Raw genomic sequence first — 20,396 nt, forward strand, 5'->3', positions numbered from 1 at the left:
GCTGTGCCCATGGCGCTCACTCAGCACGACGCGGTGGACCTGGAGTTGCTCTCGATGGAGCATCGCGATCGCTTGGAGCAATTCGAACGAGCCAACCGGGAATTCTTTGCTCGCTACATCAGCGATCGCGGGAACGACTACTTCGCCCACTTCACCGACAGGCTTGCCGCACTGGTTGCCGAGAACGACACAGCAAGATCGTTGTGCTTCGTTCTGGTTACTGCCGACGGCCGAATCGTCGGCCGCGTCAACATCTATGACATCGACCAGCCCGAGCTGACGGAGATCGGCTTCCGGGTGGCTGCCGACCAACAGGGCAAGGGGCTCGCGACGTACGGCGTTCTGGCCGCACTCGAGCAGGCCCGCGCACGCGGCGTCCGGTCCGTCGCTGCCCGGGTGGCCCTCGACAATCCGGCATCCCATCGCGTCCTGACGCGGTGCGGCTTCGCGTCCACCGGGCCGGCGGCGACGCCCGCGGAGTCGACCCGGACGTTCACTGGGTATCGCATCCTCCTGGAAGCCGGGCCAACACAGAGTCGATGACCGTTGGCTGCCGGTGGTCGCCTCATGATCATCATGAGGGTTCGAGCGACGGCAGCCGGATGATCAACAAACCTTGCTCCAGCGCGACCGTCAACGATTCCGATCTTCGTCACGAACCGCAGGGTCCTGGTCGTCGTCGGAGTCCTTCTGATCGGCGGAGGTATCGGCGCACGATGCAGGATCGTCGCTCCGCGGACCGTCGGATTCGCGCTGACTCGAGTTGTCGGACCGGGAATCCTTTGTATCGTCCTTCTGTTCGTCGCTCGAATCCTGCTTGTCGGTCGAATCGGCGCAGACAGCCGGATCGGCCTTATCGGAGTCCTTCGCATCGGCGTCCCCGTTGTCGACAGCCTTGTCGTCGGCCTCCTTACCGTCCGCAGCCTGATCTTCCGCGTCCTTGGCGTCGGAGTCCTTCGCATCGGACTTCTCGGCGTCGGCCTGCTCCGCGTCGGCAGCCTCCTCATCCGACTTCTCTGCACCGGACTTCTCAGCATCGGCAGCCTCCTCATCCGACTTCTCTGCATCGGACTTGTCAGCATCGGCTGCCTTGGTGTCAGCCCCCTTCGACTCGGTCGACTTCGCATCCGAGCTCGTCGTGCCATCGGAGTCAGCAGTGTCGGACCGCTCAGCCTTCTTCGCAGCCGAGGCCGCGGCCCGGGTGTAGGGGCCGTTGCAGCGGATGTCCGTGCCGCCGGAGCCGACCTCGATGGTGCGCTCCAGGCTCTCGGCCGAGCGCCAACTGGTGCCGGCGAGCGCCCCGGAAACCCGTGCGTGGTAAGTGCCGGTGCCGTGTTTGAGATCGCCGTGCCTGATCGTGGCCATCTTGTCGGTCACGGTGTAGGTGACGTCCGGGCTGGTCGGGTCGGTGAAGTAGACATCGACCAGGTACCTGTAGTTCGCGGGTTGATTGCTCAGGTTCGACCAGCCCACCCAGACCACACCACTGAGCCAGGTGCCGTTGGTGCAGTCGACATCGTCATCGTCGTTGGCGATCGTCGACGCTGCGGGTGTCGGGACCGTCATGGTTGCGAAGTCGCCGTCCACCTCGGCGGTATCGGTGAACGAGGCCAGTGTCGGTGCGATGCTGCTGGCCCCACCGGTGAGCCCGGCGGCCAGACCGCCACCACCGAGAGCGGCCAGGGCAACAGCCGTACCGATGATCTTGGGACGTCGTGAACCCCGCTGTGCACCGGCATCGACGGCGACGGCCGGGGTGGTGTTGGCGGCGTTGTCATGCGGCTGCCGCGACGGACGTCGGAAGGCGAGTACGAGCAGGCCGAGCGCTGCACCGCCGGCGACGAAGATCACGTACGGGGAGGCGAGGGTCCGGAGCAGGTAGCCCAGCCCGTCGGCGTGCCAGATCACCCGATCGGCCGACGTGACCGTGTACCGCTCCCGGTCCGGACCGGAGTTGGCGTCGCCGCGCAGGGTCAGCCGGGCCCGGTCGCCGTTGTGGGTCACGTCCGTGATGCGATGTGTCACCCGGGTGCCGTCGGAGGAGGTCACGCTGACGATGTCGCCGCGTTCAAGATCACCGGCCGGCACCGTACGGGTCACCGCTGCTCCTCCGGTGCCGATGGTCGGACTCATCGAGCCGGACTGGAACACCAGCAGTCGGATCCCGAACAGCGGTGTGGCCACTGCTCCCAGCAGGCAGAGCAGGCCGAGGGCGGCGCCGAGGGTGAGCGCGACCTCACGGGCGATCTTCTGGATTCCGATGTTGATCATCACTGCTCCGCGTTGAAATCGACGGTGACGGTTGAGGATTTGGACTGCATCGCGTTCGGTGCGTCGGCCGACAGCTTGACGATCACGCAGTAGGTCTTGCTGGCATCGGGTGCCAGGTCGACGGCGGTGCTGTGGATCGTGCGCGGATCGGTACCGATGGCGTCGCCGGCGACCGAGGTCGCGCTTCCGCCGGTGCAACTGCCCTGCCGGTTGGCGGCGGCCTGGGTGCCGGTGTTCGTTGCCGCGGTGGCGTCCTCGACGACGCTGACCACCAGCCCGTCCGCCCCGGCCAGCGACTGACCGGTGCGGACGGTTCCGTTGTAGCTGAGGGCGATCGATCCGCCGTTGCCGACGGTCAGCATCCGCGCGACGCTCTCGCCGGGTGCCATGTCGGACAGGCTGAGGTCGGCATGCTGCCAGGAGCCGCCCTGCCCGGCCAGTTGGTCGGCAGACTTCTCGCCTACCGTCAGATCGAGGGTCCCGGTCTCGAACGAGCCGGCCGAGACGGTTGCCGAGTCGGACCAGGCGGCCAAGGTGCCGACCTGGGTGATCCCGAGCAGCATGCCGAGGCTCAGCAGCGCCCGGACCTTGCCGCTAGACCGACGTCGCGGTTGTGCCGATGACATCCTTCTCCTTGTCGTTTCGGCGACGCGTGCGATCACGCGCCGCGCCGATCCACATCGCCAGCGCGTAACCGATCAGGACCACGACGACGCCGTAGACCACCCACTGCCGCTGGCCGCTGGTGAGCAGGTTGTTGAGATGACCGAGGTAGGGCACCGAGTACCAGGCCTTGCCGCGGACCTGAACCTCCCGGACCGAGTTGGCATCGGGCCGGTCGTTCGCATCGCCCTGGGTCTGCAGGACTCGGTCGCCGGCGCCGTTGACGCCGATGGCGATCACCCGGTGGGTGACGACCGTCGGTTTGCCGGACTCGAGCTGGTAGGTGACGACGTCGCCGGTCCGGAGCCGATCGAAGGCGACCGGTTTGACGACGACCAACGTGCCGGGCGGCATCCCCGGCCGCATCGAACCGGTCAGCACGGTGTACGGCGTCGCCCCGGCGAGCCGTGGGACCACGACCGCGGCCGCCAGGACCGCGGTCATGCCCAGGATCACTGTCCAGGAAAGGATTGCGCTGATCCAGCTCTTCATCACAACTCCGTGTCCGGGTCCGTATCGATGGCGGGATCGAAGATCAGGCGTTCGGATCGACCTGGGTCAGCCACACCGTGATGTCATCCAGCGACGCCTCCAGATTCTGGGTGTCGTTGCCGTTGACCGTCTCGGAGCCGTACGGGAAGTCGACCGTGACCGTCGCGGTGACCACATCACCGTCGTTGGCCTCGGTGATCGTCGCCGGTGCCGCGGCGCCATCGATCTGGAAGCTGGATTCGACGTCCAGCTTCAGCGTCGTGGGCGAGCCGGTTGCCGTGACGTTGACCGAATCCGGCGTATCGAGAGCAGCTTTGAGATGATCACCGTCGGCGGAGATGGTGAAATCGAAGGTCTTCTGGATGCTGTCGCCCGGCACGATCGCGCCGACCACGTCGTCGGTCCCGGCGTAGGTCCAGTCGCCGGACTGGCCGGCCGTCAACGACATGCTGCCGGAGTTGATCTTCCCACCGGCGCCGGTGGCGGAGTCGCTCCAGTAGGCCAGGGTGCTGGCGCCGCCGAGCAGCAGGACGGCCGCGAAGCCTGCGGCAATGGCGCCCTTGGTGTGTTTCCTCATGCCTGTCCCTCATTTCTCTCCAGCCGCCTGATCGCGGAGCACGGAGTCGTCGTGGTGGTGGTCGCCGCGGGAGTTCAGCACCTGCCGTTCGGTCGGGCCCTTCTCCTTGAGCACTTCAATTGAAAGGCCGCGGTAGGCGTCGAACGGCGGCTCCGAGCCACGCTGAGTAGCCCCGCCCGAGGCGCTGGGTACGCATTTGGGAAGGTCGGGCACGATACGGATCCGGGCCGGGTAGGACAGGCTGTACGGGCAGGTAGCACTGTCGCCCGGGACCGCCCGACCGAGGAGACGGGCCGCCCACGGCGTAGGTTGGAGAGGTGCCGTCGACGAGGTCCTTGCGGGGCGAGACGGTCACCGAGGTGGTCAGCCACCTCGAGGCCGGCGCCCACGTCAATCTGATCGGAATGCCCGGATCAGGACGATCGAGCCTGCTACGGGAGACCAAGCACGAGCTGGACGCCCGCGGCTGGCGGGTCTTCGAGCTCGCCGGCGTGACGGCGTTCCGGCAACGTCCGTTGGTGCCGCTGGCGTTGGCCGGGGTCAACATGTCCGGCGGATCGCTGACCACCGCGAACATCGCCAACAGCACCGACGCGCTGGCCGAGCGGATCGGACGCCCGTCGACGATCCTGATCGTCGACGACGCCGACGACCTGGACGATGTGACCGCGGGCGTGATCATCGCAGCGCAGCGCCGGAAGCCGACACCGGTCCTGACCACCATCCGTCCAGGCCGTCGTTCGGCCGCAGCGGTGGAGCTGTGGTCGCCTTCGGGGTCGGGGGTCCGGATCGAGCTGCGGGCGATGCGCTACGACTCGGTCTGCGCGCTGGTGCTCGGCGTGTTGCCGGGATCGGTCGAGCCCGCCACGATGGCCCGGATCGCGACCATGTCCGGCGGTCTTCCCGGCCTGGTCGTCGCGCTGGCCGAAACGGGCCGGAAGAACGGACGCCTGGTCCGACGGGACGGGGTCTGGTCGTCGGGCCCTGAGCTGTGGTCTGCGGAGCTGTCGCAGGCCGTCGCACCGATCCTCGGCGGCTGCGACGAAGCAGAGATCGAGGCCCTCCTGACGCTGGCGTTGGCGACCGCGATGCCGGTCGCCGACGCGGTCAAGGTCCTTCCGTGGGAACACCTCGACGCACTCGAGGAAGCCGGGCTGCTCCATGTGATGGGTGCTGGCGACAGCTCGATGATCGGGATCTACCCGCCGTTGGTCGCCGACTACTTCCGGCACGAGACCGGAACTGTTCGTCGGCACCATGTCGCAGAGAACCTGGCTGCCATCTCCCGTCCGGAGGCCGATGGTTCGCCGGTACTGGTGCCGCCGCCGACCGCCCCGGCAGCCGACGTCACCGAGAGTGAGGCGGTCCGCAGTCAGTATCTGAAGGGACGCGGCGCAGCCGAGGTGGCGCGGCGCCGAGCCGCCTGGACACAGGATCCGCGACCGCAGACCGCCGTGCCGTACGTCATCTCGCTGCACAACCACGGGGCCGATCCCGCCGTGATCACCGAGGTGGTCGAGAAGACGCCGGCGCGTGAGGCGGAGCAAGCGGACTCGGCCGTGCTGCAGGTCTGGCGAGCGTGCTACGCCGCCGTCGCCGGGAATGATCTTCGATCCGCCTACGCGATCCTGCGTCGGGAGCGCGAAGCGCGGCCGGCCACCGACGGTCTGATGCGGGCCACCGAAGCACACCTGCAGCTGATGCTCGACCGGCAGCCCGAGCAAACACTGCTACGGCCCGCCGGCGCGGACGAGCTGCCGCTGTCGCAGGAGGCACAAACGGTGGTGGCGGCCGAAGCGCTGCTCGCCGCGGGTCACTGCGCCGCCGCCTCCGAGCAGCTCCGGGCGGCCCGGATCGAGTTCTCCCCGTACCTGCTCCGGTCCGACCTCGTCGGCGAACTGGACCTGGTGCTGCGCGGCGAAGTTGATCAAGGAGTGGCGATCGCCGCGGAGAATCTGCGAACTGCACAGGTGTCGCTTGATGCTGCGGCGATCGCCGGGCACGCCTACGTGATGGCGCTCGGGTTGTTGCTCGCGGGCCGTCTGGACGATCTCGAGCATCACCTCGACGCCACCCTCGCCGTCGTCGAGCCACCGATGATGCAATGGCATTTCCAGGTCGGAACGCTGGTCGTCGCCGCCCTGCTCGCCGCGGCCCGCGGACGGCACGGCTACGCCTCATCGTTGCTGATGCAGGCCAGAACGCACGGCGTCCGGCCGGGCCCGTACCCGGCCATGGTGCCCGACGTGAGCGCCGAGCCGTTGCGGGTCACCGAGGGCACCGACAGCAACGACCTGTGGGCCCAAGGTCGGTGATCGACTCGACCGCGGATACGTCGCCCAGGCGATCCTGCACAGCATGTGGGCCGCCGAACGTCGACCGGATCCGGGCGCCGCGCGTCGGGTCCGACAGGCCGCGGAGGCCAGCGACAGCAGGGCCCTGCAGCTGGTCGCGGACTATGCGGTTGCCATCTCCGAGCGGGACATCGCGACGCTCACCAGCACCGGCGACGACCTGCTCGACGTGGGTTTCGCCATTGTCGGCCTGCGGGCCCACGTCGCCGCTCTACGCCTTCGGCGTGCTCGGGGCGACGTGCTCGCCGCGGCCCGGGCCACCGACGTGCTGTGGCAGAAGTCGAAGGCCCTCGGTGTTGATCTTCCGGTCGTGTCCGCGGCGCTGGCGCACGACATCGACCTCACCCCGCGCGAACTCGAGATCGCGCGGTTGGCGTCGTCCGGACGGACCAACCAGTCGATCGCGGGTCACCTTTCGCTCAGCGTACGCACCGTGGAGAATCATCTGCTCAGCAGCTACCGCAAGATCGGCGTCGAAAACCGTGACGCTCTCGGTCGGGTGATGACGACCTGGCTCTCCTCGGCCGAGCTGGGCTCGTTGGAGTTGTTGTGATCATCGGGTGCCGGAACGCGACATCGCAGTGATCAGCCGATCCCGAGTGCGGCCCGCGGATCGCCGTCCAGCAACCATTCCACGGTCTCGGACTTGATCCAGGGCAGCCCCTGCGGCCGCATCGCGGCCAGCTCGCGCAGCCCGTCGACGGCCCGGGTCGGGGTCCACAGGGCATAGTCCGAACCGAACAGCAGCTTGTCCACCGCACCCCACTCCTGGGCTCGGACCAGGGCCAGATAGCCGTCCAGCGGCCGTTCCCAGCTGGCCGAGACGTCGGCGAAGACCTGCCGGTTCTTCCGCAACGTGACCAGCGTCTCGCGCTGCCAGGGATGCCCGAGGTGCGCGATGATCTGGGTCAGCTCGGGGAACCGGCGGGCCACGTCGTCGACGATCAACGGCTGGCTCAGGTCCAGCCTGCCTTCCGGGCTGGGCGTCGCCCCGATGTGCCAGAGCACCATCAGACCGGCTTGTTGGGCTGCGCGGAAGAACGGTTCGTACTGCGGGTCACGGCCGTCGAAGTGGGCCAGGACGGGGTAGAGCTTGATCCCACCGAGCCCGCGGGCGACACCGTCAGCGAGTTGATCAAGAACATCGTCGTCGGTCGGATCCAACGCCATGAAGCCGATCGTCGGTGTCTCGGTCTGTTCGCAGAACCACTGCACGTGCTCGTTCGGCGTGATCACACCGGCTCGGGTGGCTCGCATCCCGAAGGTGAAGGCAAGATCAACTCCGGCCGCCTTCATGTCCCGGTCGAAGTCGGCCGGATTCTGATCAACGTATTCGTGGCCGTAGACGGGCTGCCAGTTCTTCCGCCATTCCTCGCCCCAGTGTTCGGCGAGGTGACAGTGGGTGTGGACGTCGATCATGCCTGCACTCCTGGACGCGTTGTGATCATGGATAGGTGGTCGCCGACAACATCACTCCGGGCCGCGCTCCGGTGGGCTGCCCGTCCCGGACCACGGGTACGCCACCGACCAACACGTGCTCGATGCCGGCTGGGAACTGCTGCGGTTCGGAGAAGCTGGCCCGGTCGGCAAGCCGGGCCGGGTCGATCACCACCACGTCGGCCGCGGCACCGGTCAGCAGGCGCCCCCGGTTGAGGCCGACCCGGGCCGCCGGTCGTGACGTGCAGCGCGCCACGGCATCGCTCAGGTCGGACGGCGGCGGATCGGTGCTGATCACGTCGGCCAGATAGCGTGCGAAGCAGCCGTACGACCGCGGGTGCGGGCTGCCGGTGCCGGTCGGCCCGTGCGGGTCGAGGCTGAGCCCGTCGGAGGCGATCACACATCCCGGGTGGCCGAGTACCCGGTTCATCACCTCGGTGCTGCGGCCACCGGCCACCATCAGTACACCGGTGCCGTGGTCGGTCAGCAGGTCCAGTGCCAGGGTCACCGGGTCGGTCCGCAGGTCTGCGGCCGACGCGGCGACGCTGTGCCCGATCAGTGTGCAGTCGTCCGCGGCGGCGATCCGGCTGATGGTGATCTCGTCCCAGCCGACGGCCGGGTCGCGCCAGTGGTCGGCGATCCGACGGCGGACGTCACGCTCGGCGAGCAGCGGTCGCCACCGCTCGACCGGTCCCTGCTGCGCCCAGTCCGGCAGCAGCTGTGCCAGCGGCGCATTCCCGTACAGGTAGGGATAGAGGTCGATGCCGACCTCGACACCGTCGACCCGGGCGGCGTCGATCTCGGCCAGCACCGGCCCGATGGCCGGCCAGTTGCGTCGGCCGACGGCGTTCAGATGGGAGATCTGGGTGCGGCATCCGGTCCGTCGCGCGACCCGCAACGCCAACTGCACGGAGGACACGAGATCGTCGGCGTAGTCACGGACGTGCCAGGCGAACAGGGCGTCGTGGTCCCGAACGACCTCGGCCAGCATCGTCAGCTCCTGCTCACCGACCGTCGTCAACGGCGGGTACACCAGACCGGTGGAGAGACCGACCGCGCCGGCGGCCAGTTCGCCGGCGAGCAGCTCCTGCATCCGGCGGAGCTGGTGATCGGTCGGCGGCAGGTTGTCGAAGCCGCAGACGCCGGCGTGCAGCGGAAGATGTCCCACCAGTGCGGCCACGTTGACCGCGGGGCGCCGACGGATCAGTTCCTCACGATAGCCGCCGAGATCCTCCCAGTCCCAGGCGATGGCCGGATCAAGATCAAGATAGCTGACCGCGGCGCGGATGCCGGCCCGATCCGGGCCGATTGCCGAAGCGACCGCCCGGCCCACCGGGAAGGTGCCGAGGCCGCAGTTGCCGATGACCTCGGTGGTGATCCCCTGGCGGACCCGGCTCGGGGCATCGGGCGCCGACAGCAGGGTCAGATCCGAATGGGTGTGGATATCGACGAATCCGGGCAGCACCAGCCTGCCGGTCACGTCGATGATCGTCGCATCCGCGACCCTGTCGACGATCACACCGTCGGCTACCGCTCCGTCGGCCAGCACGAGGTCGCGCCGTTGCGGGTCGGCTCCGGTGCCGTCGATGACGAGTCCACCGCGCAGCAGCGTCGCCCGTCCAGCCATGCCCGTGATCACTCCTCGTCCCGTACATGAAAGATCTTTTCATGTAGTACGGCAACGATCAAGGACCAGCTCCGCACCGTGACGACCCGCGGAGATGATCACCCGCTGGGTCGGCCGCCCCGAGACTCAGGGACGGCGGTCGATGGTCGAGGTCAGCTCGCTGATGGCGGTCACGAAGTCGGGCGAGGCGAGCAGCCGTTCGGCGGTGGCGTCCAGCTGTTCGCGGTAGTCCCGCTGGGCGGCCGTACTGAATTCGGCTGCCGGACCGGAGACGCTCAACGCCGCCACCGTTCTCCCGTCCAGCACCAATGGGACCGCCAGACAGCGCAGCCCGACGCTGCGCTCGTTGTCGTCGATGCCGTAGCCCCGTCGGCGCAGCCTGCGCAGATCGGCGGTCAGCTCGGCGAGACCGGTGATCGTCTTGTCGGTGAACGCGGCGAACGGCTCGGCCGGCAGCCTGCCAGGCAGTTCTTCGTCGGCGAGGCCGGACAGCAGCACCTTACCCAGCCCGGTGCAATAGAGCTCGTCACGGGAGCCGACGGTGGAGGTGAAGCGGAGCGGCCGTCCCGACTCCTCGACGCAGACGTGCACGACCTGGGGGCCGTCGAGCACCCCCAGATTGGCGGTGTGGCCGGTCGATCGGGCCAGTTGCTTCATCTCGGACGAGGCCAGCGCCCGGACATCGAGATTGCGTTCGTAGCCGCGGGCCAACTGCTGGACCTTGTGTCCGAGCCGGAAGCTCGGCTGATCATCGAGCCGGACGACGTACTCCAACTCGGTGAGCACCGACAGCAGCCGGATCAGTGTGCTCTTCGGCAGCCCGGTGTGATCACTCAACGTGCTCAGGGTGAGCGGCTCGGTCGTATCGGCCAACTGCTCCAGCAGCGCCAGTCCGCGCGCCAACGCGTTGGCGTGATAGTTGGCCGACGCCGGTCGGTCCTGTTCGGTTGTGCCGCGCTGCGACCTCGTGCCTGCGATGCTGCTCACGACCTCTCCGTCTCCATCGGCGGCAACGGCTCTGACTGAGCCGTCGCCGGCCACATCCTAGTTTGTGCCGTCCCGACCGGCGCTGCGCTCGTCCGGATCACCGTCCCGGTAGGCGCCGACCGGCTCACCGCCGACGACGTCGATCGGATCCGGGAAATGACAGGCGACGACCTGCTGGGATCCCGGTGCGCGATCGGGTGCAGGCTGCAGCGGCGGTTCGATGCTGGCGCAGATCTCGGCAGCCTTCCAACATCGGGTACGGAAGCGGCAGCCACTGGGCGGGTTGCTCGGGCTGGGCACGTCGCCACGTAACACGATCCGGTCCCGGCCGCCTAGATCACTGATGTCCGGCGACGGGATGGCCGACAGCAGGGCCTGGGTGTAAGGGTGGCTCGGGCGGCTGAAGATATCGGTCCGGCTGCCCGACTCCACGATCTTGCCCAGATACATCACCGCGACCCGATCGCAGGTGTGCCGGACCACCGAAAGATCATGGGAGATGAACAGGTAGGCCAATCCGAGCTGTTCCTGCAGCAGTTCCAGCTGGTTGATCACCTGGGCACGGATCGACACGTCGAGCGCCGACACCGGTTCGTCCAAGACGAGCACGGAAGGATCGAGCACCAGTGCTCGAGCGATCCCGATCCGCTGCCGTTGGCCGCCGGAGAATTCGTGGGCGTAGCGGTTCGCATGCTGGGCGGTCAGGCCGACCGATTCCAGCACAGCGGCGACCTTCTGCCGGCCACCGTCGCGATAGCGCCCCTGGATCTGCAACGGCTCGGCGACGATCTCCTGCACGGTCATCCGCGGGCTGAGCGAGGCGTACGGATCCTGGAAGACGATCTGGATCCTTCGGCTGAGCTCGCTGCGCTGCTGCTTGCCCGCGGCAGCGACATCGAGCCCGCGATAGCGGATCGTGCCGCCGGTCGGATCCTCCAACCGCATCAGCAGCCGTCCGGTCGTCGACTTGCCGCACCCGGACTCCCCCACCAGGCCCAGCGTCTCACCGGCGAACAGCTCGAAGTCGACGCCGTCCACCGCCTTCACGTGCGAGTGCGCCCGCCGCAGGATCCCTTGCCGGACGGGGAAATGCTTCTGCAACCCCTGCACCTGCAGGACCGGTTCGCCTGCGGCGGCATCGGTCCCCTGGTCGGTCACCGTCTCAGTCATCGGATCCTCCCGTTCCCGCATCAGAGACCGCGGCTCCCGCCGCAACCGGGACGCCGTCGATGATCTCCAGGTCCTCGGCGAAGTGACAGGCCGACTCGTGCCCCGGTGCGATCTCCACCAGCTGGGGTCGCACCTCGGCGCACTCCGGCCGGCCGCGGCCGACGACGCACCGCGGTTCGAACGGGCAGCCGGCGGCAGGCTGCAGCAGATTGGGCGGGCTGCCCGGGATCGGCGTCAGGGTGTCGACATCGTGCTTCAGCGACGGCAGGCTGCTCAGTAGCCCGATCGTGTACGGATGTCGGGGCCGCGCGAAGATGCTGGCCACCGAGCCGCGTTCGACGATCCGACCGGCGTACATCACGATCACCCGTTCGGCGAGTTCGGCGATCACACCAAGATCATGGGTGATGAAGATCGTCGCGGCGCCGGTCTCCTGCTGGGCCTTGCGCAACAGGTCGAGCACCTGGGCCTGGATCGTGACGTCCAGGGCCGTGGTCGGCTCGTCGGCGATCAGCAACAACGGATCGTTGGCGATCGCCATCGCGATCATGGCCCGCTGCCGCATTCCCCCGGAGAACTGGTGCGGGTACTGATCGGCTCGCTGATCGGGCTGTGGAACGCCCACCCGGGTCAGCAGGTCGACGGCCCGCTGCCAGGCTGCCTGCTTGCTCACCCGGTGATGGATCCGGACCGCTTCGGCGATCTGGGTGCCGACCTTCAGGACCGGGTTCAATGCCGTCATCGGATCCTGGAAGACCATCCCGATCTGGTTGCCTCTGATCTTGCGCATCTCCCGCCCGGACTCCGGGTGCAGCACGCGGTCCTGGAATCGAACGCTGCCGGTGACCGTCCCCGATTGAGCACCGATCAGGCCCATCAGCGACATCATGGTGACGCTCTTGCCCGAGCCGGACTCGCCGACGACGCCGAGGATCTCCCCCTCGCGTACCTCGAAGCTGACGCCGTCGACGGCCCGGACGATCCCTTCGTCGGTGGCGAATTCGACCTGCAGGTCCTCGACCTGCAGGAGCACCGGACCTGCGGAGTCGGCCGTGGCCGTCATCGGTTGACTGGAAGCCATGTCCGTCACCCCCTGGCCTTCGGATCGGCAGCGTCTCGCAGCCCGTCGCCGAGGAAGTTCACGCAGAAAACGGTGACGGCGACGGCGACCCCCGGTGGAACCCACAGCCAGGGCATGCTGCTGATCACGGTGATGCTCTGCGCGTCGTGCAGCATGTTGCCCCAGCTCGGCAACGGCGCCTGCACACCGAGTCCCAGGAAGGACAATCCGGCCTCCTGCAGGATGCAGATCGCCACGCTGAGGGTGAACACGACGACGATCTGACTGAGGGCCGCCGGCAGCAGATGTTTGCGGATCAGCCAGGCCTGCCCGGCGCCCGCCCCGCGCGAGGCCTGGACGAACTCGCGTTGGGTCATCGTCAGCACGACGCTGCGGACGATCCGCGCGGCGCCCGGCCACTGGAACAGCCCCAGCACCAAGATCAACAGCGGCAGGCTCGGTCCGAAGATGCCGGCGATCACGATCACCACCACGGTCTGCGGGAAGGACAGGAACGCGTCGGCGACCCGCATGATGATCATGTCGACCCAGCCGCCGAAGGCGCCGGAGACGGCTCCGATCAGGGCACCCAGGACGACCGCGATCAGCCCCGCGGCCAGCCCGATCCCCATCGAGACCCGGCCGCCGTAGACCATCCTGGCGAACACGTCCCGGCCACTGAGGTCGGTGCCCAGCAGGTGGCCCGGCCCCGGTGGCACCCGGCTGCTGGTGAGATTGACCTGGTAGGGCTGGAGATCGACGAAGAGTGGCAGCAGGAACGAGATCGCCAGCAGCAGGACCAGCAACGCCGTCCCGGCGACAGCCATCCGGTTCCGGGTGAATCGACGGAACGCCAACTGGGCCGGTGATCGCCGGGTGCTCGCCAAACCTTCGGCCCGATCTGCGAGGGCCTGTGGAGTGGCCTGCGTCGCCGTCCGGACGATCGAGGACTTCAGACTCATTTCAGCACCACCCTCGGGTCGACCGCGGCGTACAGCAGGTCGGCGACCAGGTTGGACAGCAGCACCAGGATCGACACCATCAGGGCGAAGGCGATGATCACCGAGTAGTCCTGGGAGGTCACGGCCGTGATCGCGAGCTGCCCCATCCCGGGCCAGGCGAACACCTGCTCGACCACGACGGCGCCGCCGAGCAGTCCCGGTATCGACAGCGCGACCACGGTGATGATCGGGATCAACGCGTTGCGCAGGACGTGCTTGAACAGCACGCTGATCATCGGCATCCCCTTGGCCAGTCCGGTCCGGACGTACTCCGAACCCAACTCGCTGAGCATGCTGGATCTGATGTAGCGGGTGAACTGTCCCGCCATGCTCAGCCCGAGGATGAACACCGGTATCACCAGATGCAGCAGCAGGTCGCCCAGGCCGCCGTTACCCGGAGTCGACATTCCCGCCGATGGCAGCACCCGCAGCTTCAGGGCGAAGACGTAGATCGCCAGGATGCCGAGGAAGAAGGACGGCGTGGAGACCGCAATCAGGCTGACGAAGGTGGCGATGTAGTCGGTGGCGCGGTTCCTGCGCAGCGCTGCCACGGTGCCGAGCGGCAGCGCGATCACCAGCCCGAGGAGAATGGCCAGTCCCATCAGCTCGACGGTCGGCACGATCCGCTCGGTGATCATCTCTCCGACCGGTCGACTCGCACCGATCGAGTAGCCCAGGTCGCCGTGCAGAGCGTTACCCAGCCAGTGCACATACTGCACGGGCAGCGGACGATCCAGCCCGAGCTCATGCCGCTTCTGCTCGATGAACGCCTGGCTGCCGGAGTTGTACATCGATGGCGGGATCAACTGAGCGACCGGGTCGCCCGGTGCGGCATGGACCAGACCGAAGATCGCGACCGTGATGAAGAAGAACACCACCACGGTCGAGATCATCCGTCTGACGAGAAACGCGCCCAACAGTCACTCCTCACCGTTCATGCTGATGGTCTGCGGCAGCCGACGGGTGTCATGGCTCGGACGTCGCCCGGCGCCCTCCTCGAGGATGATCAAGATGTGACCGTCCACTTCCACGGCTCGTAGTAGTTGGCGTTGTTCAACGGCTGGAAGTTCTGCACCCGCTTGCTGACCCCGAAGACCCAGTTCAGGCTGTACAGCCACATCAGAGCCGGATCGGCGTTCTCGATCTTGGCCGCTTTCTCGAAGGCCGCCTGCTGTTCGGTCGGATCGGTCTTCAGCATCGCCGCCTTGATCGCCGTGTCCAGCTCGGGGTTGCAGTACAGACCGGTGTTCGGGCCCTTCGGGACTTTCTGGTCACACGCGGTGACCGGACCGGCGTTGGCCGGGACCGTGCCGTAGTCGCCGCCGCCGTAGAGCAGCATGTCGTACTTGTGGGTGGTGAACACGTCGGTGAAGTAGGACCCTTGCACCCGCTTCAGCTTCAGCTTCACACCCACAGCATTGAGCTGCTGCTCCATCACCGTCGCGGCGGCATCACGGTCCGGGTTGCCGCCGGCGATCCAGGCCAGGGTGACCGGCTTGCTGAAATCGAACTTGGCTTCCTTGAGCAACTGCTTGGCCTTGGCCGGGTCGTAGTCGTAGCTGTTGATGTCAGTGCCGGACCACTTCTCCGGCCAGACGCTGTTGCGCACCTGACCATGCCCGGCCAGCGCACTCTTCACGATGCCCTTGCGGTCCACCGCATACAGGAAGGCCTGCTTCACCTTCGGGTCGGCGAACCGCTTCTGGCTCTGGTTCCAGCCGGCGACCACCATGCCGGTGGACTTCACCTCTTGCACCGAGGCCCCCTGGAAGCCCTTGACGGTGTCGATGTCATTGGGAGAGATCCAGGCGACATCCATCTCACCCGTGGACAACTGCTGGGTCGCCACATCGGCAGTCAGCGGCTTGACGTAGACGTCCTTCACTCCCACCGGTTCGCGGAACTTCGGATTGGCGGTCAGGTGCACGTACTGATCGGTCTTGTACTCGTCGAAGGTGAACGGGCCCGAGGTGACCGTCGGCTTGTGGAACCAGTCGTTGTTGGCGAAGTCCTTGATCGGCTCCTTCTCCAGCACGTGCTTGGGCAAGATCCCGATCATGCCGACCTGACCGACCAGAGCGGGATTGGCTTCGGTCTGCTTGATCACGAAGGTGTGCTCGTCCGGCGCGCTCAGCCCGGAGATCTCCTTGGCCTTGCCGGCGATGTAGTCGGCGACCCCGGCCACACCACCCAGGTACGCGGCCTGGCTGCTGGCGGCGTTGGTGTCGGCCGCCCTGGTGTAGGTGAACAGCAGATCGTCGCTGGTCAACGGTTTGCCGTCGCTCCAGGTCAGCCCGTCGCGCAGCGTGAAGGTGATCGTCTTGCCACCGTCGGACACCTTCGGCTCGGAGGCGGCGGCCGCCGGCACCAGCTCACCCTTCGGTGTGGCCGCCATCAACGTGTCGTAGGCCAGCGAGATGACCTGCTGGTCCGGGCCCGAGGCGGAGGCCAGCGGGCCGAAAACGCCGTTCGGCTTCTGATACATGAACAGATTGATCGTGCCACTCGGGCCATTGCCCTGTTGGGAGCTGGCGCCGCCCCCACCGCTGCTCGGATTGGTCGGATCCGAACACGCGACCACCGCCACCGCGACGACGGCAGCGAGCAGCAGGGACAGGAGCTTTCGTGAATAACGCATGGCACCTCGCTGGACGATGACGGTCTGAGCATGGCCCCAATCTCCGCTGGCGCGGCGATCCCGACGGGCAACATGAAACAGTGTTTCAGACAGCATCGTGCCGAGCGCCGCCACTGTCAAGAGTCAACAGACATCCCCGTGAGTCGTTCCGGTAACGAACATGGAACGACGTTCTGCGATCACGCAGCCGGCCGCTTATGCTAAGCCTCGATCCACCGATATGCCGCACACGGTTTGCACTGGTCTCGGAGGTACAGCAACCCATGACGCCCAGCACGGCTTCGAACCGCTACGCGACCAGCGCCGGTCTGGACTATCGCGTCACCGGCGCGCCGGGCGGCGGGCCACGGCCGACGGTGATCAATCTCGCCAGCACCGCCGACCAGGCGCTCGGCCAGGACTTCCTGCAGGCTGGGCGATTCCTACTCCCGGCCGGCTACCGCTATGTCGGTGTCGAATTACCCTGCCACGGCAACTCACGCCGCGAGGGCGAGCCCGAAGAACTGGCCGGCTGGGCGCGTCGGGTGGCCACCGGCGAAGACTTCGTCGGACCGTTCCTCGATCAACTGACCGAAATCGTCGACCGGCTGATCGACGACGGCAGCTCCGATCCGCGACGGATGGCGATCACCGGGACGTCGCGAGGCGGTTACCTCGCGCTTCAGGCCGTGGCCCGAGACCACCGGCTCCGCGCGGTTGCCGCCTACGCGCCGGTTGTCGATCTTGGTCGACTGCGTGAGTTCGATGCCGTGGACGCCGAGCTGATCGAGCAATGGAATGTGTTGCGCCGCGTGGAGGATCTGGTCGGACGTCCGGTCTTCCTGGTGATCGGCGATCGCGATCATCGCGTCGGCACCGACGCCACGATCAGCCTCGGCAGCGCACTGGCTGCGGCCGCCGAGGCAGCCGACAGGCCAAGCCAGCTGGCGATGCACGTGCTGTCCGAGCCCGGCGGCCACACCACGCCTGCCGATGGCGCCCGACTGTCGGCCCACTGGCTGCATCGGGTGTTCGACCAGCCCGGCGGTCCGCTGACCGTGGCCGGGGAAACCTAGCCAGGGCCACGGTGGAGCGCGCGACTGCTCACCGACAGCTCCTCACACGACCTGGTTGGTCAGCTCACCGATGCCGGAGATCGCCACCGTCATCCGATCGCCCGGCCGCAGCAGCCGCCCGCTGGCCAGACCGACGCCGGACGGCGTCCCGGTCAACAGGATGTCACCGGGGAGCAGGGTGCACAGCCGGGACGCGTGCGCGACCAGCTCGGCGACGGTGAAGATCATGTCGGCCGAGCTGCCGTCCTGATACCGATCGCCGTTCAGGTCGAAGGTGATCTGCAGCCGTTGGGGATCGCCGACCTCGTCGGCGGTGCTGATCCACGGTCCGATCGGTGCGAACGCGTCGCCCCACTTGCCTGCCAACCAGTCGAAATAGTCGACGGCGTCGGAGGCGTCGCGTTCGAAGCCGTAGTCCATGCTGCGTGCCGAGATGTCGTTGGCGCAGGTATAGCCGAAGACGTGGGTCAGGGCATCGTCGCCGGCGATGTCCTTGCCACCCCGACCGATCACCACGGCGAGCTCGGCCTCCCAGTCCAATTGCTGGGTCAGGTCCGGGATCGCAACATCGGCCCCCGGTCCGGTGATCGACGTCGTCGGCTTGAGGAACAGCCGGGGCACCAGTCGGGACTTGTCCAGCGGTTCGCCGCCGCCCTCCCGTACGTGATCTTGATAGTTGGCCGCTGCGGCGAGCACCTTCGGTGGTGTCAACAGCGGCGCCAGGATCTCGACGTCGACGATCGGGACGCGCCGGCCACCGCGGGGAATCGAGTCGGAATACTCCGCGATACGCAGGGTGAGGTCACCGGAACCCAGCTCGACGACCTCGTCGCCGTCCAGCCGGCCGTGCCGGAGTTGATCATCGTGTCGGTAGTTGAGCAGGCGCACGCCGGATCGGCCCTTCCATCAGTCTGTTGACGATGATTTTGTTGATCATGATTCGGTACTCACGTCGACCGGCCCGCCGATCCGGATCGATTGCCGCGCGGCGTCGAGCACCTGTTGCACGGCGATGATGTCGGACCGGGCCGGGATCCCAGCGCCGGCAGCGACCGCGTCCAGGAGGCCGGAAAGGGCCGTCGGCCCGTCCCAGCGCGCACTGCGACCGGTTGCCCGGGTGAGCCGGACCTGCGGGCGGAGTCCGTCGACGAGCACTTCGCCGTGGGAACCGGCGATCCGATACCGATTGCGGATGACCGGATCGCCGAAGCCGCTGTCCCCCGGGAGTCCTGGCACCCGGCCGACCATGATCGTGCTGAGGACGCCGTGATCATGATCGCACTGGACAGTGAGCGTCTGCTCGATCCCGGCACGGCCGGCCGGGACGTACACCGTCCGGACCGGCAGCCGCAGGACATGCAGGACGGCGTCGACAACCCCGGCAGCCTGATCGATCAGGTCATCGCTGTCGGCAGGCCCGTCGGACGACACCAGGTGGTCGACCTGGATGCTCCACGGCAGTCCGATCCGGCCGCCGGCGACGGCAGCTGCGGCCGGACGCAGCGCCGGCGCATAGCGCTGCGGGTAGAGCGGGATCAGTCGATCGGCTGTCGGGTGATCGGCGGTGCGGGCGCCCACCGGCGCGGCCAGCACCGTGATCTTGTCGCGAAGGGCGGTTTCGCCCAGGACTGCGTTGATCAGATCACGCCTGACCGCCGGTGGCCCGGCGATCACGACCAGATCGACTCGCTGCCGCTGCGCCTGATCGGGGTCCCAGGAGGTGCTGGCGCCCGGGGTCACCAGCTCGAAGGCCGGATGTGCGTCGAGTCCCGCGAGCAGGGCCGCGGCTGGTCGGTCGACGGCCGTGCCCTCGGGGCTGCCGTCGAGCACCAGCACCCGGTGCGGTCGCCGTTGTCGATCAAGCACGGTCGCTCCTAGCCGGGACGCTGCCACGGTCGCCGGCCGGGACGGCTGCGGCGTCGGTGAGCCGGATCTGGTGGCCGGAGCGGATGGATTCCTCGACCGCCACCCCAAGCCTGACGGCGCGCAGGCCCTCCTCCGCCGTCATCGCCGGCGTTCCTCCGCCGATCGCGTCGGCCCAGGCGGCGAGCTGGGTCGCGAAGCCGTCGTTTGCCTGAGCCGGAAGCACCGCGGCACGATCCGGACTGATCACCAGGCCACCGTCCTCGTCCCAGTTCTGCTCGAGCACACCTTCGGTGCCGACCACCAGCAACTCGCGCTGGCCGAGCCCACCGACCCGGTGGCCACGGCTCATCTCGCAGACCGCCGTCGCGCCGGATTCGAAGATCATCGTCATCTCCAGATAGTCGTAGATCTCCAACTCCGCCGACGCCACCTTGCGACCGCGGGCACGAACCGCGATCGGCTCGGCGGCGAACCACCAGGCCATCAGATCGAGCAGATGGACGCCGTTGTGCAGGGCATGGCCACCGGACTTGGCGGCGTCGATCATCCACGCGCCCCAGTCCGGCCAGATCCAGTCACCGAGGATGGCCAGCCGTCCGAACACCGGACGCCCCAGCTCTCCGTCGGCGATCAGTCCGCGGACGGTTCGGCCGTAGTCGTAGAAGCGGTGGGTGTGCGCGGCCATCAGGACGACCCGGCGGCGTTCGGCGGCCGCGACCATCTCCGCGGCATCGCGCACCGACGTCGCCAGCGGCTTCTCCACCAGCACGTGCTTGCCGGCGGCGATCACCTCCTGCACCAGGGCGGCATGGGTGAAGTTGGGCGTGCAGATGATCACCGCGTCGCAGTCCGACCAGGTCAACGCCTCGGCCAGCTCCGCGGTCCAGCGGATGCTGCCGTGAGAGTAGGAGAAGGCCGTGGCCCGCGCCGGATCGGCATCGACGACACCGACCAGTGTCACGCCGGGAGTGCTCGCGATCGCCGCGATGTGGGCTCCGGCGATGAAGCCGACACCGACGATCACGACACCGATCGCCGCGGTCTCGGCCGCGGCCGACGCTTCGCCGTGGACACCCGATTCACTCACCGGTCGACACCACCGAGACTCGAGCGGGCACCATCGTGATCATCGTCACGGAACACCATTCCACGTTGATGCAATCTAGTCTCCGACCGACCCGTCGTCAATCATGACGCA

20 protein-coding genes are annotated in these 20,396 nt (G+C 67.6%); 4 read left to right on the forward strand and 16 right to left on the reverse strand.

Annotation, left to right across the window (positions count from 1 at the left end; all coding sequences use genetic code 11):
• Positions 1–9 precede the first annotated feature (9 nt).
• Entirely contained in the window at positions 10–543 is a 534-nt protein-coding gene (locus BLU38_RS07255; protein ID WP_091522176.1) for a GNAT family N-acetyltransferase, read from the forward strand.
• 90 nt (positions 544–633) lie between these two features.
• Here BLU38_RS07255 and BLU38_RS07260 read toward each other — a convergent pair whose 3' ends face one another.
• Genes BLU38_RS07260 through BLU38_RS30775 form a run of 5 tightly spaced genes read right to left on the reverse strand, consistent with a single transcriptional unit; the run spans position 634 to position 4,216 of the window.
• A complete protein-coding gene (locus BLU38_RS07260) occupies positions 634–2,271 on the reverse strand; it encodes a S24/S26 family peptidase (protein ID WP_091522180.1) in 1,638 nt (545 codons plus the stop codon).
• On the reverse strand, positions 2,271–2,897 hold the full coding sequence (locus BLU38_RS07265) for a SipW-dependent-type signal peptide-containing protein (protein WP_091522182.1): 627 nt from the start codon (positions 2,895–2,897) through the stop codon (positions 2,271–2,273). Before BLU38_RS07265 ends, BLU38_RS07260 begins: the two co-directional genes overlap by 1 nt.
• On the reverse strand, positions 2,866–3,426 hold the full coding sequence (locus tag BLU38_RS07270) for a signal peptidase I (RefSeq protein WP_091522185.1): 561 nt from the start codon (positions 3,424–3,426) through the stop codon (positions 2,866–2,868). The genes BLU38_RS07265 and BLU38_RS07270 overlap by 32 nt, the downstream gene beginning before the upstream one ends.
• 43 nt (positions 3,427–3,469) lie before the next feature.
• Positions 3,470–4,003, reverse strand: a complete 534-nt coding sequence (locus tag BLU38_RS07275) for an alternate-type signal peptide domain-containing protein (protein ID WP_091522189.1) — start codon at positions 4,001–4,003, stop codon at positions 3,470–3,472.
• A 9-nt stretch (positions 4,004–4,012) separates the two neighbouring features.
• The gene (locus tag BLU38_RS30775; RefSeq protein WP_157683268.1) at positions 4,013–4,216 is read right to left on the reverse strand and encodes a hypothetical protein; all 204 of its coding nucleotides are present in this window, start codon (positions 4,214–4,216) and stop codon (positions 4,013–4,015) included.
• A gap of 104 nt (positions 4,217–4,320) precedes the next feature.
• Between BLU38_RS30775 and BLU38_RS07280 the strand changes: the two genes are divergently transcribed.
• Together BLU38_RS07280 and BLU38_RS07285 are read left to right on the forward strand one after the other, a co-directional pair.
• The gene (locus BLU38_RS07280) at positions 4,321–6,318 is read left to right on the forward strand and encodes an ATP-binding protein (protein WP_157683269.1); all 1,998 of its coding nucleotides are present in this window, start codon (positions 4,321–4,323) and stop codon (positions 6,316–6,318) included.
• Between the two features lie 43 nt (positions 6,319–6,361).
• Complete coding sequence (locus BLU38_RS07285; RefSeq protein ID WP_091522197.1) at positions 6,362–6,910, forward strand: response regulator transcription factor; 549 nt, start codon at positions 6,362–6,364, stop codon at positions 6,908–6,910.
• A 32-nt stretch (positions 6,911–6,942) separates the two neighbouring features.
• On the opposite strand, the gene BLU38_RS07290 is transcribed toward BLU38_RS07285, so the two are convergent.
• The 8 genes from BLU38_RS07290 to BLU38_RS07325 form a co-directional block, all read right to left on the reverse strand.
• A complete protein-coding gene (locus BLU38_RS07290) occupies positions 6,943–7,776 on the reverse strand; it encodes an amidohydrolase family protein (protein ID WP_091522202.1) in 834 nt (277 codons plus the stop codon).
• 25 nt (positions 7,777–7,801) lie between these two features.
• Positions 7,802–9,421, reverse strand: a complete 1,620-nt coding sequence (locus BLU38_RS07295) for an N-acyl-D-amino-acid deacylase family protein (RefSeq protein ID WP_091522205.1) — start codon at positions 9,419–9,421, stop codon at positions 7,802–7,804.
• 126 nt (positions 9,422–9,547) lie between these two features.
• Positions 9,548–10,408, reverse strand: a complete 861-nt coding sequence (locus BLU38_RS07300; RefSeq protein WP_172836090.1) for an IclR family transcriptional regulator — start codon at positions 10,406–10,408, stop codon at positions 9,548–9,550.
• Between the two features lie 57 nt (positions 10,409–10,465).
• A complete protein-coding gene (locus tag BLU38_RS07305) occupies positions 10,466–11,578 on the reverse strand; it encodes an ABC transporter ATP-binding protein (protein WP_091532086.1) in 1,113 nt (370 codons plus the stop codon).
• Positions 11,571–12,641, reverse strand: a complete 1,071-nt coding sequence (locus BLU38_RS07310; protein WP_197680032.1) for an ABC transporter ATP-binding protein — start codon at positions 12,639–12,641, stop codon at positions 11,571–11,573. Before BLU38_RS07310 ends, BLU38_RS07305 begins: the two co-directional genes overlap by 8 nt.
• A 23-nt stretch (positions 12,642–12,664) precedes the next feature.
• Entirely contained in the window at positions 12,665–13,600 is a 936-nt protein-coding gene (locus BLU38_RS07315) for an ABC transporter permease (protein ID WP_091522216.1), read from the reverse strand.
• Positions 13,597–14,556 carry an ABC transporter permease gene (locus BLU38_RS07320; protein ID WP_269458164.1) on the reverse strand — a complete coding sequence of 320 codons (960 nt, stop codon included), beginning with the start codon at positions 14,554–14,556 and terminating at the stop codon, positions 13,597–13,599. The genes BLU38_RS07315 and BLU38_RS07320 overlap by 4 nt, the downstream gene beginning before the upstream one ends.
• A gap of 89 nt (positions 14,557–14,645) precedes the next feature.
• Positions 14,646–16,277 (reverse strand): ABC transporter substrate-binding protein, encoded by a 1,632-nt coding sequence (locus tag BLU38_RS07325; protein ID WP_157683270.1) that lies wholly within the window; start codon positions 16,275–16,277, stop codon positions 14,646–14,648.
• A 263-nt stretch (positions 16,278–16,540) separates the two neighbouring features.
• On the opposite strand from BLU38_RS07325, the gene BLU38_RS07330 reads away from it, so the two are divergent.
• Positions 16,541–17,332: an alpha/beta hydrolase family protein gene (locus tag BLU38_RS07330; RefSeq protein ID WP_157683271.1), complete on the forward strand. Its 792-nt coding sequence runs from the start codon at positions 16,541–16,543 to the stop codon at positions 17,330–17,332.
• A gap of 42 nt (positions 17,333–17,374) precedes the next feature.
• On the opposite strand, the gene BLU38_RS07335 is transcribed toward BLU38_RS07330, so the two are convergent.
• The 3 genes from BLU38_RS07335 to BLU38_RS07345 are packed head-to-tail and all read right to left on the reverse strand — an operon-like array spanning position 17,375 to position 20,285.
• Positions 17,375–18,220, reverse strand: coding sequence for a fumarylacetoacetate hydrolase family protein (locus tag BLU38_RS07335; RefSeq protein WP_091522228.1), 846 nt, complete (start codon positions 18,218–18,220; stop codon positions 17,375–17,377).
• A 45-nt stretch (positions 18,221–18,265) separates the two neighbouring features.
• Positions 18,266–19,198 (reverse strand): Gfo/Idh/MocA family oxidoreductase, encoded by a 933-nt coding sequence (locus tag BLU38_RS07340; RefSeq protein ID WP_157683272.1) that lies wholly within the window; start codon positions 19,196–19,198, stop codon positions 18,266–18,268.
• Positions 19,191–20,285, reverse strand: coding sequence for a Gfo/Idh/MocA family protein (locus tag BLU38_RS07345; protein ID WP_091522235.1), 1,095 nt, complete (start codon positions 20,283–20,285; stop codon positions 19,191–19,193). The genes BLU38_RS07340 and BLU38_RS07345 overlap by 8 nt, the downstream gene beginning before the upstream one ends.
• Positions 20,286–20,396 lie beyond the last annotated feature (111 nt).

The organism is Microlunatus soli (genome assembly GCF_900105385.1).
GTDB classification, from domain to species: domain Bacteria; phylum Actinomycetota; class Actinomycetes; order Propionibacteriales; family Propionibacteriaceae; genus Microlunatus; species Microlunatus soli.

Bases quoted from the DNA above. Each gene is read 5' to 3' on its own strand.
- BLU38_RS07255 (WP_091522176.1), top strand. From the start codon at position 10: ATGGCGCTCACTCAGCACGACGCGGTGGACCTGGAGTTGCTCTCGATG.
- BLU38_RS07260 (WP_091522180.1), bottom strand. From the start codon at position 2,271: ATGATCAACATCGGAATCCAGAAGATCGCCCGTGAGGTCGCGCTCACC.
- BLU38_RS07265 (WP_091522182.1), bottom strand. From the start codon at position 2,897: ATGTCATCGGCACAACCGCGACGTCGGTCTAGCGGCAAGGTCCGGGCG.
- BLU38_RS07270 (WP_091522185.1), bottom strand. From the start codon at position 3,426: ATGAAGAGCTGGATCAGCGCAATCCTTTCCTGGACAGTGATCCTGGGC.
- BLU38_RS07275 (WP_091522189.1), bottom strand. From the start codon at position 4,003: ATGAGGAAACACACCAAGGGCGCCATTGCCGCAGGCTTCGCGGCCGTC.
- BLU38_RS07285 (WP_091522197.1), top strand. From the start codon at position 6,362: ATGTGGGCCGCCGAACGTCGACCGGATCCGGGCGCCGCGCGTCGGGTC.
- BLU38_RS07290 (WP_091522202.1), bottom strand. From the start codon at position 7,776: ATGATCGACGTCCACACCCACTGTCACCTCGCCGAACACTGGGGCGAG.
- BLU38_RS07295 (WP_091522205.1), bottom strand. From the start codon at position 9,421: ATGGCTGGACGGGCGACGCTGCTGCGCGGTGGACTCGTCATCGACGGC.
- BLU38_RS07305 (WP_091532086.1), bottom strand. From the start codon at position 11,578: ATGACTGAGACGGTGACCGACCAGGGGACCGATGCCGCCGCAGGCGAA.
- BLU38_RS07310 (WP_197680032.1), bottom strand. From the start codon at position 12,641: ATGACGGCCACGGCCGACTCCGCAGGTCCGGTGCTCCTGCAGGTCGAG.
- BLU38_RS07315 (WP_091522216.1), bottom strand. From the start codon at position 13,600: ATGAGTCTGAAGTCCTCGATCGTCCGGACGGCGACGCAGGCCACTCCA.
- BLU38_RS07325 (WP_157683270.1), bottom strand. From the start codon at position 16,277: ATGCGTTATTCACGAAAGCTCCTGTCCCTGCTGCTCGCTGCCGTCGTC.
- BLU38_RS07330 (WP_157683271.1), top strand. From the start codon at position 16,541: ATGACGCCCAGCACGGCTTCGAACCGCTACGCGACCAGCGCCGGTCTG.